Annotated in this window: 11 protein-coding genes; 2 read left to right on the top strand and 9 right to left on the bottom strand. The window is 69.2% G+C overall.

All coding sequences use genetic code 11. The features are described from left to right. Nucleotides 1-25 precede the first annotated feature (25 nt). The 8 genes from EJO66_RS03705 to EJO66_RS03670 all read right to left on the bottom strand — a co-directional run bounded on the left by EJO66_RS03705 (nucleotide 26) and on the right by EJO66_RS03670 (nucleotide 9,525). Entirely contained in the window at nucleotides 26-829 is an 804-nt protein-coding gene (locus tag EJO66_RS03705; RefSeq protein WP_124956151.1) for a sulfite exporter TauE/SafE family protein, read from the bottom strand. Nucleotides 830-890: 61 nt separating this feature from the next. After that, nucleotides 891-2,414 carry an AMP-binding protein gene (locus EJO66_RS03700; protein ID WP_125964652.1) on the bottom strand — a complete coding sequence of 508 codons (1,524 nt, stop codon included), beginning with the start codon at nucleotides 2,412-2,414 and terminating at the stop codon, nucleotides 891-893. Beyond that, nucleotides 2,411-3,850 (bottom strand): acylating sulfoacetaldehyde dehydrogenase, encoded by a 1,440-nt coding sequence (gene sauS / locus EJO66_RS03695; RefSeq protein ID WP_125964651.1) that lies wholly within the window; start codon nucleotides 3,848-3,850, stop codon nucleotides 2,411-2,413. The genes EJO66_RS03700 and sauS overlap by 4 nt, the downstream gene beginning before the upstream one ends. 18 nt (nucleotides 3,851-3,868) lie before the next feature. Beyond that, nucleotides 3,869-4,861 (bottom strand): tripartite tricarboxylate transporter substrate binding protein, encoded by a 993-nt coding sequence (locus EJO66_RS03690; protein ID WP_125964650.1) that lies wholly within the window; start codon nucleotides 4,859-4,861, stop codon nucleotides 3,869-3,871. Then, nucleotides 4,858-5,670, bottom strand: a complete 813-nt coding sequence (locus EJO66_RS03685) for an IclR family transcriptional regulator (RefSeq protein ID WP_124956143.1) — start codon at nucleotides 5,668-5,670, stop codon at nucleotides 4,858-4,860. Before EJO66_RS03685 ends, EJO66_RS03690 begins: the two co-directional genes overlap by 4 nt. A gap of 261 nt (nucleotides 5,671-5,931) precedes the next feature. Then, the gene (locus EJO66_RS03680; RefSeq protein ID WP_125964649.1) at nucleotides 5,932-7,683 is read right to left on the bottom strand and encodes a cobaltochelatase CobT-related protein; all 1,752 of its coding nucleotides are present in this window, start codon (nucleotides 7,681-7,683) and stop codon (nucleotides 5,932-5,934) included. Next, nucleotides 7,680-8,663, bottom strand: a complete 984-nt coding sequence (locus EJO66_RS03675) for an AAA family ATPase (RefSeq protein ID WP_125964648.1) — start codon at nucleotides 8,661-8,663, stop codon at nucleotides 7,680-7,682. Before EJO66_RS03675 ends, EJO66_RS03680 begins: the two co-directional genes overlap by 4 nt. Before the next feature lie 25 nt (nucleotides 8,664-8,688). Then, nucleotides 8,689-9,525, bottom strand: a complete 837-nt coding sequence (locus EJO66_RS03670; RefSeq protein ID WP_124956137.1) for an IclR family transcriptional regulator — start codon at nucleotides 9,523-9,525, stop codon at nucleotides 8,689-8,691. A gap of 158 nt (nucleotides 9,526-9,683) precedes the next feature. Here EJO66_RS03670 and xsc point away from each other — a divergent pair, with 158 nt between their 5' ends. Then, a complete protein-coding gene (gene xsc, locus EJO66_RS03665; protein WP_125964647.1) occupies nucleotides 9,684-11,507 on the top strand; it encodes a sulfoacetaldehyde acetyltransferase in 1,824 nt (607 codons plus the stop codon). Beyond that, the gene (locus tag EJO66_RS03660; RefSeq protein ID WP_125964728.1) at nucleotides 11,504-12,709 is read left to right on the top strand and encodes an acetate/propionate family kinase; all 1,206 of its coding nucleotides are present in this window, start codon (nucleotides 11,504-11,506) and stop codon (nucleotides 12,707-12,709) included. The genes xsc and EJO66_RS03660 overlap by 4 nt, the downstream gene beginning before the upstream one ends. On the opposite strand, the gene EJO66_RS03655 is transcribed toward EJO66_RS03660, so the two are convergent. Continuing rightward, complete coding sequence (locus tag EJO66_RS03655; protein WP_124956133.1) at nucleotides 12,693-13,685, bottom strand: Bug family tripartite tricarboxylate transporter substrate binding protein; 993 nt, start codon at nucleotides 13,683-13,685, stop codon at nucleotides 12,693-12,695. The two genes, EJO66_RS03660 and EJO66_RS03655, sit on opposite strands and share 17 nt — an antisense overlap. Between the last annotated feature and the right edge of the window lie 16 nt (nucleotides 13,686-13,701).

Here is a 13,701-nt window from a genome sequence, read left to right as displayed (position 1 = left end):
GCCTTGCCGTGCGGGCTCTTGCCGGTCAGGCCGTTGCCAGCGAGACAACCGAGCGCGCCACGCTCACCGCCGCCAGCGCCACCAGCAGGTTCAGCACATGCCGGCGGAACTGCGTGGGCGACACGCCCTTGAACGAGCGCTGGCCCCACCAGATGCCGGCCAGCATCGCGGGCGCGAGCCACAGCGCCCACTTCAGCGTGCCGGCCCCGAGCAGGTGGCCCGATGAGGCATGCACGGCCGTGGGCATGAGCGCGGCGCTTGCGAGCGACACCACGTCGCTGAAGAGCAGCAGCGCGATCATGGTGGCGCGCAGGGCAGCCGGCGCCATCGCGGTGGTGCTCAGCAGCACCGCAATGGCAATACCGCCGATGGCCGCCACGCCGTTGATGAAGCCCGAGACCAGCCCGGCCGCGAAGCGCACCGCGCGCGTGGGCACGAGCGTGGCACGCGTGCCCGCGCGCAGCAGCAGGGCGGCGGCCATCAGCAGCGCGCCGATCAGCAGGCGCAGCGGCGTCTCGGGCAGCCAGGCCAGCAACGCAACCCCGAGCGGAATGAACAGCAGGTTGCCCAGCATCAGCCAGCCGAGCCAGGGCAGGTCGACGTCGCGTGCAATGCCGCGCAGCTGGCTCAGGCTCGCGAGGATCTCGAGCATGAAGATGGCCGGCACCACGAGCGCGGGCGACACCACCAGCGAGAGCCCCGCCACGGTGACGGCCGAAAAGCCGAAGCCCGCGAAGCCGCGCACCACGCCGGCGGCGAACACCACGCACAGGCTGTAGGCGAGCAGCGCCGGCGCCAGCGGCGGCACCAGCAGTTCCGCCGCGATCACCGAATAACCTCCGCGCTGCGCGCTTCGGTGCGAGTCGCCTTCGGAGCGGCCGGGCGGCGGCTCATGCAGCGAAAAGCGGCAGCAGCTTCAGGCGCTGCACTTTTCCGGAAGGCCCGCGCGGCAGGTCGGTGACAAAGCGGTAATGGCCCGGCGCCTTGTAGCGGCCGAGCACCTCGGCGCTGAAGGCGCGCAGTTCGTCCTCGGTACAGGCGCAGCCCTCGCGCAGCACGATGCACACGCCGATCTCCTGGCCGTAGTGGCGGTCGGGCACGCCCACCGCCGCGGCCTCGAGCACGGCGGGATGCCGCAGCAGCGCCTCGTCGATCTCGCGCGGGGCGATGTTCTCGCCGCCCTTGATGATCAGTTCCTTGATGCGGCCGGTCACGAAGAAGAAGCCATCGGCATCGCGGTGGCCGAGGTCGCCGGTGCGCAGCCAGCCGTCGGGCGTGAAGCTCGCGCGCGTGGCTTCGTCGTTCTTGTAGTAGCCGCGCATCACGTGGGGGCCGCGAATGGCCAGCTCGCCGGTGGTGCCGTCGGGCACTTCGGCCAATGCGGCATCGATGACGCGCGCTTCGCACCCCGAGGCGCGGCCCACCGAGCCCAGCTTGCGCAGCGCGGGATCGAGCGGGTTCGAAAAAGAAGGCGCCGCGGTTTCGGTGAGCCCCATGGTCTCGACGATGCCGATGCCGAACTTCTGCTCGAAGGCGCGGTGATGCTCCGGTGGCAGCGCGGCCGATGCCGAGCGGCAGAAGCGGATGGCAGCGGTCTGCGCGGGCGGCGGCTCATCGCCCTCGAGCAGGTACGAGATCATGGTGGGCACCACGTTGATCCAGCTGCACCCCGTTCCCGAGGCTTGCTCCCAGAAGCGGCCGGCCGAGAACTTCGGCGGCATCGCCAGGCTGCCGCCATGGGCGAGCGGCGCGAGCATGGTCACCGCGAAGGCGTTGATGTGATAGAGCGGCAGCACGGCCAGCACGCGGTCGGCGGGCTGCAGCGCGTGCTCGGCGCTGATCGCATGCGCGTTGGCTGCGAGGTTGCCTTGCGTGAGCATCACGCCCTTGGGCATGCCGGTGGTGCCCGAGGTGTACATCAGCAGGGCCACGTCGCCGGCGGCGGGCGGCGCAGCCTCATGCAAGAGCGCCGCCTGCGCCTCGCCCGGCAGCGCATCGGCGTCGGGGCCGGCCACCAGCACCTCGACCGGCCGGCCGATGCCTTCGAGCATCGCGCGCACGCGTGCTTCCCACTCGGGCGCGACGCACACCACGCGGCAATCCGAATGTGCGAGCACGTAGCGCATCTGCTCGGGCTGCGACAGCAGGTTGACCGGATTCACGCACAGCCCGCCGTGCATGGCGCCAAGCAGCACGCGCAGCGTCTGCAGGCCATTGGGCATGACCACCGACACCGTGTCGCCCGGCCGCGCGCCATGCGCGTGCAGCACAGCCACCACCGTGCGGCAGCCGCGCGCGAGCTCGCCAAAGCCGATGCTGCTGCGCCCGCCTTCGGTGGACAGCGCATACACCGCCTGCGGCTGAGCCGCCGCCTGCAGCTCGATCAGTTCATGAACGGTGGCCGCCACATTCAGCTCGCGCCGTATTCGGCCAAGAAGGCGCCGAAGATGTCGTCTTCGCTGGGCACCCGCTCCGGAATCGGCCGCGACACGCGCGTGATGTTCAGGTAGTGCCGCAAGGTCATGTTGTCGGAGAAGTTGTTCCTGCCCCAGGTCCCGCAGCCCATCGACAGCGAGAACGGCAGGCCGTTGTCGAAGCTGCCGCCGGTGGCGATGCAGTGCGCCTGGTCGACGATCACGCGCGACACCGGCAGCGTGAGCCCGAGCGTCAATGCGCGCTCGGGCACCGAGCTGTGCAGGCCGACCGAATGGCCCGCGCCTTCGTAGGCGTAGATGCGTGCGACCGTGGCGGCGGCCTCATCGAAATCGCGCGCCGAATAGATCGCCAGCACCGGGCTCAGCTTCTCGCCCGAGAACGGATGCTCGTGGCCCACGCCGTCCTCGGCCACCATGAGGATGCGCGGATTTCTTGCCGCAATGGCCAGCCAGCCCTCGCGGTTGGCGCCATCGAGGGCCGCCGCGCGCTCGGCAATCACGCGCGCCGACTGGCCGATGACGGCAGCAGAGAGCTTGCCGCCCGGCCACATCAGCGACTGCAGCGTGGCCTTCTGTGCGGCCGCGAGCATGAGTGCGCCGCGGTCCTTGAGCGCCGACAGCATCTGCGCGCGCACCGCGTCCACGATCACCAGGCTGTTCTCCGACGAGCAGCTGGTCGCGTTGTCGAAGGTCTTCGAAAGCAGGATGCGGTCGGCCGCCGCATCCACGTCGGCCGTTTCGTCGACGATGCCCGCCACGTTGCCGGCGCCCACGCCGAAGGCCGGCGTGCCGCTGGCGTAGGCCGCGCGCACGTTGGCCTGCGAACCGGTGGCCACCACCAGGTCGCACAGGCGCATCAGCTCGGCCGTCGACTGCTTGTTGACCGGCGATGGCAGCAGCTGCACCAGGTCGCGCGGCGCGCCGATGCGGTCGAACTGCGCATGGATGAATTCGATCAGCCGCGCCGCCGTCGACCAGCCCTTGGGCGACGGCGCCACGATGACCGCGTTGCGCCCCTTGAGCGCATTGATGATCTTGTTGGCCGGCGTGGCGCCCGGGTTGGTGGACGGCGTGACCGCGCACACCACGCCCACGGGCCGCGCGATCTCGACGATGCCGCGCGCCGGGTCTTCCGAAATGACGCCCACCGAGCGCGCGCCGCGCAGGTCGCGCAGCAGGCCGAAGGTCTTGCGGTGGTTCTTCCGTACCTTGTCTTCGACATTGCCCACGCCGGTGTCGGCCACCGCCAGCTCGGCCAGCTCGCGGTTGCGCGCCGGCTCGATGATGGCCCAGCCCGCGGCCACCACGGCGGTGTCGACCTGCGCCTGCGACCAGGTTTCGTAGATGCGCTGCGCGGCGCGGGCGCGCGCGACGAGCTCGGCGATGGGGGAAGAGGGTGCGGATGAGTTTTCCATGGGTCTGCCTGTTGCGGGTCAATCCACCTTGATGCTGGCTTCTTTTGCGAGCTTCTGCCAGCGCACGAGTTCCGTGGCCACCACCTTGCCCAATTGCTCCGGCGTGCCGCCGACGCCTTCGCTGCCCTGCGCCAGCAGCTTGTCGCGGATCTCCGGTTCCTTGACCACCGTGTTGATGACGCGGTTGAGCTTGTCGACGGTGGGCTGCGGCGTTTTCGCGGGCACGAACACCGCGTACCAGGAGTCGACGTCGAAATCGGCAATGCCCGCTTCCTGCATCGTGGGCACGTCGGGGAAGGCGGCGCTGCGCCTGGTGGTCGACACCGCCAGCGCCTTGAGCTTGCCGGCCTTCACGAACTGCGCGGCCGCGGGGATCGATACCCACAGCAGCGGCACCTGCCCGCCCATCACGTCGGTCACGGCCGGGCCGCCGCCGCGGTAGGGGATGTGCGTCATGTGGGTGCCGGTGCGCAGCTTCAGCAGCTCGCCTGCCAGGTGCCCGGGCGAGCCGTTGCCCACCGAGGCGAAGGAAAGCGAGCCTGGCTTGGCCTTGGCGAGCGCCACCAGTTCGGCCACCGTATTGGGCGCGAACTGCGTGTTGGCCACCAGGATCTGCGGCAGCGAGGCGACCAGGCCCACGGGCGCGAAGTCTTTCGCGGTGTCGAACGAGAGCTTGGTGTAGATCGCCGGGTTGATGGTGTGCGAAGACAGCGTGAACAGCACCGTGTAGCCGTCGGGTGCGGCCTTGGCCACGATCTCGGTGCCGATGGAGCCGGCCGCGCCGCCACGGTTGTCGATGAGCACCTGCTGGCCGAGCAGCGTCGAAAAACGCTCCTGCACGATGCGCGCGATCACGTCGGTGCCGCCGCCGGGCGGGTACGGAACGATGAGCCGGATCGGCTTGTTGGGATAGTCGGTGCTGTTTTGCGCCTGTGCGGCAAGAGGTGCGGCCAGGGTGGCGGCGGCCAGCAGCGCGGCGCGCAGCCAGGGGGCGGGGAACAACAGCTTCATTCGAGTCTCCTTCTCCTTGTGGTGGATGCCGGCAGCGGCGCCGATGCCGGCACCGGGCTTGCCCGGTAGCCCAGCGTGACGCTCGCATCGCGCGCGCAGGCCATGAGGCGGTCGGCCAGTCCGCGCGCCTGCGTCCGCGCGAAGCGGATCGAGGGCACGCTCATGCCGACGGCCGCGACCGCCTCGCCGCGCGCGTTGAACACCGGCACGCCGAGACCGCAGACGCCCAGGCGCCATTCCTCGCGGTTTTCCGCATAGCCGCGAACGCGCGTGCGTTCGAGTTCCGAGAGAAGGGCATCGAAGCTGGTGATGCTGTTCTTCGTGTGCGCCGCGAGCGTGCCCAGGCGCTCGTGCAGCGCGGGAAGGTCCGGCGCGGCCGCGGCCAGCAGGGCCTTGCCCGAGGCCACGCAATACGCCGCCGCCCGGCCGCCGATGCGCGAATAGGCGGCCACGGGCAGGGGGCTGTCGAACTTGTCGAGGTAGACGATCTCGGCGCCGTCGAGCACGGCAAGGTGGATGGTTTCGCCGGTCTGCTGCGCCAGCGCCGCAAGGTGCGGCCGCAGCAGCGACCCCATGTCGGTGGCCTCGGAAACCAGCGCGCCGAGCTCGAACAGGCGCAGGCTCGGGCGGTAGGCGCTGGTGTCCGGGTCCTGCACGGCCCAGCCGCAGTCGACCAGGGTCTGCAGCGTGCGGTGCGCGTTGCTGCGCGCCATGCCGAAGGCCTGGGCCAGGTCGGTGACGCGGCAGTCGCGCTGTTGCCGCGTCATCCATTCGATGGCGGCAAGGCCTTTGGCGAGGGTGGAATCCATGAGGCTCTGGATGTTCCAAATATTGGAACGTTGTTCCTGGATATGGGACGCAATGTTTGGGCTGATCGTCCGCTTTGTCAATCGGGGACTTGGATGTAGGTCTAAACGTTTCGATTTTTCAGGGTGCGTGCCCAGGCCACCGGGTACTCCCCTCCGCGAATGTCCCCCGGCCTGCGGCCTCCTCCTTGATTTCGCTGCGGGGAGCACCCGATGCCCTGTGCACTGGGGCATGCCGCCCTGCACAGCAGCGCTCAGGCAGCCTCAGCGCCGATGCCGCCCCGCCATCAAGTCGATCACCTCGCGAAAGATGGTGTTGCCGGCAGAGGCAGCAAGGTCCAGCACATGGCTGCGGCTGTAGTACGGACTCAGATCGAGACCGACACCAATACCGGCAATCTCGACGTCGCGCCGCTGCTCCTGCCGCGCCACCACGTCGCGCAGGTGGTGGTCGAGATAGTGCGCGTCGTTGGCCAGGTGTGTCGCGCTGTCCATCGGCGAGCCGTCTGAAATCACCAGCAGCAGCTTGCGTGCCTCCGGCCGCTCGCGCAGGCGCGCGCAGGCCCAGTCGACCGCCTCGCCGTCGATGCCTTCGCGGAACAGGTCGGCCTTCAGCAGCGCCGCCATCGCGGGCCGCGCGCGGCGCCAGGGCGTGGCGGCGGCCTTGAAGACGATGTGGCAGCGCTCGTTGAGGCGGCCCGGGTGAGGGGGCCTGCCGGCGCGCACCCACTCGCGCTGCGCGTGGCCGCCGTTCCAGGCGCCGGTGGTGAAGCCCAGCACCTCGCTGGCCGCGCCGGCCTGCTCGAGTGCGCGCGCGAACACGTCGGCCATCATCGCGACCGATTCGGCATGCTCCTTCATCGAACCCGAGCAGTCGATCAGGAGCGTCACCATGCAGTCGGCCACCGGTTCGATGCGCTCGGTGCGGAACAGGCGGTGCTCGGTCGGCGAGGCCACCAGCTGCGCGAGCCGGCGGCCGTCGACCAGGCCTTCCTCCTGGCCGCCGTCCCAGCCGTCGCGCGTGGGGTCGGCGAGCAGCGCCCGCAGCTCGCGTGCCAGGCGCGCAATGTTCACGCCCTGCGCGGCGATGCGGCGGTCGAGCTTTTCGCGGTGGCCGGCCAGCACTTCCTTGCGCGCGAGGGTGGCGGCGTCGTGTTCGCGGTCGTAGGCGGCGGTGAAGACGCGGTAGGCACCGCCCGCGCCGTCGAGCACCGCGCTGCGGCCCGACTCGGCGGTGGTGAAGCGTTCGACGATCTCGCGGTCCATGTCGGCGACGAGCATGAACACGCTGCGCTTGTCGTCCACATGCGGGTCGCGCGCGTCGCTGCTGTCTTCGCCGGCCTCGTGCAGCATGGCGGCGACGGTGCGCGCGATGGCGAGCGCATGCACGGCATAGGCGGCCTGGTCGGCGCGGTCGCGGCGCAGGCCTGCGAGTGCGTGGCCGATCAGCGGCGCAAGGTGAAATCGCGTCGCTTCGAGCATGTCCTCGGTTTCTTCCACCACCTGCTGGCCGCTCACGCGGGCGCGGCAGATCTGCACCACGGCGTAGAGCAGCAGGCCGCGCGCGGTGTCCGTCAGGCCCGAGTGGTGGAAGGCCAGCGACCACTGCTCGTGGCGGTGCCGCAGGTTGCGGCGCATGCCGGCCATGACCTCGGGCGCCATGGCTTCGGCGCGGAACTGCTCGAGCATCTCGAACAGCATGCGCTCGACCGGCTCTTCGGGCCGCAGGCTTTCGTGCAGCGCGGCGTCGGACACCGTGAGCCGCAGCGCCAACCCGTCGGCCACGCCGCGGAAGGAGGCGAAGTCGTCGGTCTCGGGCGAGGGATGCAGGTGCGGCGCGAACCACGGCAGCGCCACGCGGCCGCGGTGCAAACGCTGCCCGCGAAAGTGCAGGTCGCGTTCGCCGCTGAAGGCGCGCACCACGCCCGCGCAGAGTTCGGCGACCTGTTCCTCCTGCCGCACGCGGCGCTGCATCGCGCTGGCCGATGCAGTGGCGGGGGCAGGCGCGCCGGTCATTCTTGTGAACCCGGCGACAGCTGGTGCGACTCCTTCAGTTCCTGGTCGAAGCAGCGCTGGAAATACTCGGCCACGAGCGGCCGCTCCGCGTCGTCGCACTTGTTGACGAAGGACAGGCGAAACGCGAGCGCCGGGTCCTTGAAGATCTCGACGTTCTCGGCCCAGGTGATCACGGTGCGCGGCGACATCAGCGTGGAGAGGTCGCCCGCCGCGAAGCCCTTGCGCGTGAGATCGGCCACGGCCACCATCGATGCGACCAGCCGGCGCCCCGCATCGCCCGCGAGCGAAGGCACGCGCGCCTGCACGATCGCGATTTCTTCATCGGCCGGCAGGTAGTTGAGCGAGGCGACGATGTTCCAGCGGTCGATCTGCGCATGGTTGAGCCGCTGCGCGCCGTGGTACAGGCCGTTGAGGTTGCCCAGGCCCACCGTATTGGCGGTGGCGAACAGGCGAAAGAAGGGGTGCGGGCGCAGCACCCTGTTCTGGTCCATCAGCGTGAACTTGCCGCCCTGTTCCAGGATGCGCTGGATCACGAACATCACGTCGGGCCGGCCCGCGTCGTACTCGTCGAACACCAGCGCCACCGGCCGCTGCAGCGACCACGGCACGATGCCTTCCTGGAACTCGGTGACCTGTTTGCCTTCGCGCAGCACGACCGCGTCCTTGCCCACGAGGTCGAGGCGGCTGATGTGGCCATCGAGGTTCAGGCGCACGCAAGGCCAGTTCAGCCGCGCCGCCACCTGCTCGATGTGGGTCGACTTGCCGGTGCCGTGCAGCCCCTGCACCATCACGCGCCGGTCGCGCATGAAGCCCGCGAGGATGGCGAGCGTCACGTCGGGGTTGAAGCGGTAGACCGCATCCACTTCGGGCACGTGGTCGTCGCGTTCGCTGAAGGCGGGCACCTGAAGGTCGGTGTCGATGCCGAACACCTCGCGCACGCTCAGCATGCGGTCGGGCCGAAGGTCTGCGATGTCGGTCACGATGGGCTTTCCAGAATGGAGTGGGTCAGGCCTGTGCGCGGCTGGTGGTGCCCGCGTCGGCATCGATGCGGCTCAACACCTGTGCGGCGCGCTGCAGGGCGGGCAGCAGCGCCTTCGCCTTCGCGGCATCGAGCCGCATGACCGGCGCCTGCACCGCGATGCACAGGTTCGAGGGGCCGTCGTCGCCCGAAGGCACCAGCGCGGCAATGCACAGCAGGCCGGGCAGAAACTCCTCGTTGTCGATGGCGTAGCCGTCCTTGCGCACGCGCTGCACTTCCTTCTCGAGCGCGTCGGGGTCGGTGAGCGTGCGGGGGGTGTAGGGCTCCAGTGGCGCGTTGGAGAGCAGGCGGCGGCGCTGCGCCGCGCTCATCTGCGCGAGAAAGATCTTGCCGCTGGCGGAGCAGTGCACCGGCACGCGCGAGCCGGAGTGCAGGTAGAAGCGCAGCGGCGCAGCGGTTTCCACGCGGTCGAGATACACCACCTCGCTGCCCGAGAGCGCGGTGAGATTGCAGCTCTCGCCGATTTCTTCCACCAGTTGACGCAGCACCGTATGGCGTGCACCGTGGAGGCTGTCGTTGAGCAGCAGGTTCTCGGCCAGCCGCCGCAGCCGCGTGCCGATGCCGTAGTGGCGGCCGTCGCCCTCGCGCTGCAGGAGACCCGCGCCTTCGAGCTGCTGGAGCATGCGGTGCAGGGTGGGCTTGGGCATGCCGGTCTCTTCCACCAGGCCCTGCAGCGAGTAGCGCTGGTCCTTGGCGGCCATGACTTCGAGCAGCCCGAAAAGGCGCATGGTGGGCGTGTCGCCCGGCGCCGGCTCCAAAGTTTCGGGCGTGGGCCCCTTGACGATCTTCATGGGCCGGATCATAGTCTTTTTACAAAAAACAAGACAAGATGTACCGATTTTTGTAAATTGTTTGACACCAAGGCTTGGCCGCCCTATATTCCGCCGAAGAAAAATCGGAACAAGCCGTTCCGTCTTTTGAAACCCGCCGACCGCCCCATCCCCTTCAGGAGACGCCTTCCATGAGCCAGAAGCAACCCGCCGCACCCACCCGCGAAGCCGTCGCCGGCGTGCAGAAGATGACGCCCTCCGAGGCCTTCGTCGAAACCATGGTCGCCAACGGCGTGACCGACATGTTCGGCATCATGGGCTCGGCCTTCATGGATGCGATGGACATCTTCGCGCCCGCCGGCATCCGCCTGATCCCGGTGGTGCACGAGCAGGGCGGCGCCCACATGGCCGACGGCTATGCGCGCGTGTCGGGCCGCCACGGCGTGGTGATCGGCCAGAACGGCCCCGGCATCAGCAACTGCGTGACGGCCATCGCGGCCGCCTACTGGGCGCACAGCCCGGTCGTGATGATCACGCCCGAGACCGGCACCATGGGCATGGGCCTGGGCGGCTTCCAGGAAGCCAACCAGCTGCCGATGTTCCAGGAGTTCACGAAGTACCAGGGCCACGTCAACAACCCCAAGCGCATGGCCGAGTACACGGCGCGCTGCTTCGACCGCGCCATTTCCGAGATGGGCCCGACGCAGCTCAACATTCCGCGCGACTATTTCTACGGCGAAATCACCACCGAGATCCCGAAGCCCATGCGCGTGGAGCGCGGCGCGGGCGGCGAGATGAGCCTGAACGCGGCCGTCGAGCTGCTGGCCTCGGCGAAGTTTCCGGTCATCCTCTCGGGCGGCGGCGTGGTGATGGGCGATGCGGTCGAAGAATGCAAGGCCCTGGCCGAGCGCCTGGGCGCCCCCGTGGCCAACGGCTACCTGCGCAACGACTCGTTCCCAGCGAGCCATCCGCTGTGGGCCGGCCCGCTGGGCTACCAGGGTTCCAAGGCCGCGATGAAGCTGATCGCGCAGGCCGACGTGGTGCTGGCGCTCGGCTCGCGCATGGGCCCCTTCGGCACCTTGCCGCAGCACGGCATGGACTACTGGCCGAAGGACGCGAAGATCATCCAGGTGGAAGCCGACCACACCAACCTCGGGCTCGTGAAGAAGATCACCGTCGGCATCCACGGCGACGCCAAGGCCACGGCCAATGAACTGCTCAAGCGGCTGGCCGGCAAGGCGCTCGCCTGCGACGCCACCAAGGCCCAGCGCGCCGACAAGATCAAGGCCGAGAAGGCCGCGTGGGAAAAGGAGCTCGACGAGTGGACCCACGAGCGCGACCCATTCAGCCTCGACGCCATCGAGGAAGCCAAGGGCGAGAAGACGCCCACCGGCGGCACCTACCTGCACCCGCGCCAGGTGCTGCGCGAGCTCGAGAAGGCCATGCCGCCGCGCGTGATGGTCTCCACCGACATCGGCAACATCAACGCCATTGCCAACAGCTACCTGCGCTTCGAGGAGCCGAGGAGCTTCTTCGCGCCGATGAGCTTCGGCAACTGCGGCTACTCGCTGCCGACCATGATCGGCGCCAAGTGCGCGGCGCCCGACCGCCCGGCCGTGGCCTATGCCGGCGACGGCGCCTGGGGCATGAGCATGGTCGAGATCATGACCGCCGTGCGGCACGACATTCCGGTCACGGCCGTGGTCTTCCACAACCGCCAGTGGGGCGCCGAGAAGAAGAACCAGGTCGACTTCTACAACCGCCGCTTCGTCGCGGGCGAGCTCGAGAGCGAGAGCTTCGCGGGCATTGCCAAGGCCATGGGCGCCGAAGGCATCGTGGTCGACAGGCTCGAAGACGTGGGCCCGGCACTGAAGAAGGCGATCGACATGCAGATGAACGAAGGCAAGACCTGCGTGATCGAGATCATGTGCACCCGCGAGCTCGGCGATCCGTTCCGCCGCGATGCGCTGGCCAAGCCGGTGCGCTTCCTCGACAAGTACAAGGACTACGTCTGACCGATTCGCTGTTCACCCTCAACGCCGGGTCGTCCTCGATCAAGGCTGCGCTGTTCGAGGCGGCCGGCGAGGGCGGCGCGCTGCCTGCCGCCCGCTGGTCGGGCCAGGCCGACGGCCTGGGCGTGGGGCTGAAGGCGCGGCTGCGCGTGCGCGATGCCGAGGGCCGCACGCTGCACGACACGGGGCTGGAAGGCGACAGCCGCTCGCACCAGGGCGCGCTGGCCGCGCTGCTCGAATGGCATGCCCGGCAGGGCGGCGGCGGCCGCATCGCAGCGGTCGGCCATCGCATCGTGCATGGCGGCGCGAACTTCGTGGCGCCGGTGCGCATCGACGATGCGGTGCTTGCCGAACTGGCCGCGCTCGAGCCGCTAGCGCCGCTGCACCAGCCGCACAACCTCGCGGGCGTGCGTGCCGCCATGAAGGCTTTCGATGGCGTGCTGCAGGTGGCATGCTTCGACACCGCCTTTCATTCCACACAGCCCGATGTGAACCGCCGCTTCGCGCTGCCGCGTGCGCTGCACGACGCGGGCGTGCGGCGCTACGGCTTCCACGGTCTCTCCTACGAATCGATCGTGACGCAGTTCGCGCAGCTGGCGCCGCAGCTCGCACGGCAACGCGTGATCGTCGCGCACCTGGGCAACGGCGCATCGATGTGCGGCATGGCCGAGGGCCGGTCGGTCGCAACGACGATGAGCTTCTCGCCGCTCGACGGCCTCACCATGGGTACGCGCTGCGGGCACCTCGATGCGGCCGTGGTGCTGTACCTGATGCGCTCGCACGGCATGTCGGCGGACGATGTCGAGAAGCTGCTGTTCCGCGAGTCGGGCCTGCTCGGGTTGTCGGGAATTTCCAGCGACATGCGCGAGCTCGAGGCTTCTGCCGTACCCGCTGCCGCCGAAGCCATCACGCATTTCATCGAGCAGGTGGTGCAGCATATGGGCAGCCTGGCCGCGGCGCTGCGTGGTGTCGATGCCATCGTGTTCACCGGCGGCATCGGCGAGAACGCCGCCGCGCTGCGCGAGCGCATCCTTCTGCAGTGCGGCTGGCTAGGCCTTCACGTCGACGCGCAGGCGAACCGCGCGGGCAAGGCGCAACTCACCACGCCTGAAAGCCCCGTCAGCGCCTGGGTGCTGCGCACCGACGAAGAGGCCGTGATCGCGCGCCACACCGCGCGGCTGCTGCGGCTCAGCCAGGCTGGATAGACGCCGCCTTGATGACGTGCGCCCAGCGCGCAATCTCGTCGGCCAGGAACGCCGCAAAGCGGTCCGGCCCGCGCGCATCGATCACGAAGCCCTGCTGGCGCATGCGCTCGTCGAGGCCGGGCTGCGCAAGGATCTTCACCACTTCTGCGCCCAGCTTCTGCACCGCCGCGTCGGGCACGCCGGCCGGCGCCATCATGCCGGTCCAGTTCTCGACCTGCAGCGCGGGCATGCCGGCTTCGGCGGTGGTCGGCACATCGGGCAGCAGGGGGTAGCGGGTCTTGCTTGCGATGGCGAGCGCGCGCAGCTTGCCGCCCTTCACATGCGCAATCGACTCCGGGATGTTCGAGAACACCACGTCGAGTTGGCCGCCGATGAGATCGGTGATGCACGGCGCGCCGCCCTTGTAGGGCACATGCTGGATGGCCGACTTGTTGAGGTCGTTGAAGAGCGCGAGCGTCAGGTGGGGCGGCGTGCCGTTGCCGCTGGAGCCCGCGTTGAGCTTGCGCTCCTTCGCCGCCTCGACCAGGCCCTTCATGTCCTGGATGGGGCTGGCCACGGGCACCACGATCAGCATCGGGCTGCCGGCCAGCAGCGCCACCGGGCGCAGGTCCTTCTGGAAGCTGAACGGCGACTTCGGAAACAGCGTGACGTTGGCCGCGTGCGTCAGCGTGACCGCGAGCAGCGTGTTGCCGTCGGGCGGCGCCTTGGCCACCAGGTCGGCGCCGATCTGCCCGTTGCCGCCGGGCCGGTTGTCCACCAGCACGTTGACCTTCCAGCGCTCGCCCAGCTGCTGGCCGATCTGCCGCGCCATCACGTCCGTCAGGCCGCCTGGCGGAAAGGGCACCACGTAGCGCAGCGTGGCGTCCGGCTTGGGGTAGTCGCCGCCTTGCGCCCTTGCAAGCATCGGCATGAGCGCGCCCAGCGATCCCGCCGCAGCCAAGGCGGTGGTCCCCTGCATCCATTCGCGTCGTTTCATCGTGTTGTCTCCTGTT

It is taken from the genome of Variovorax beijingensis, from assembly GCF_003951285.1.
GTDB lineage: Bacteria > Pseudomonadota > Gammaproteobacteria > Burkholderiales > Burkholderiaceae_C > Variovorax > Variovorax beijingensis.
Note: the sequence above shows the minus strand (reverse complement) of the source record. Positions and strands in the feature narration are given on the sequence as shown.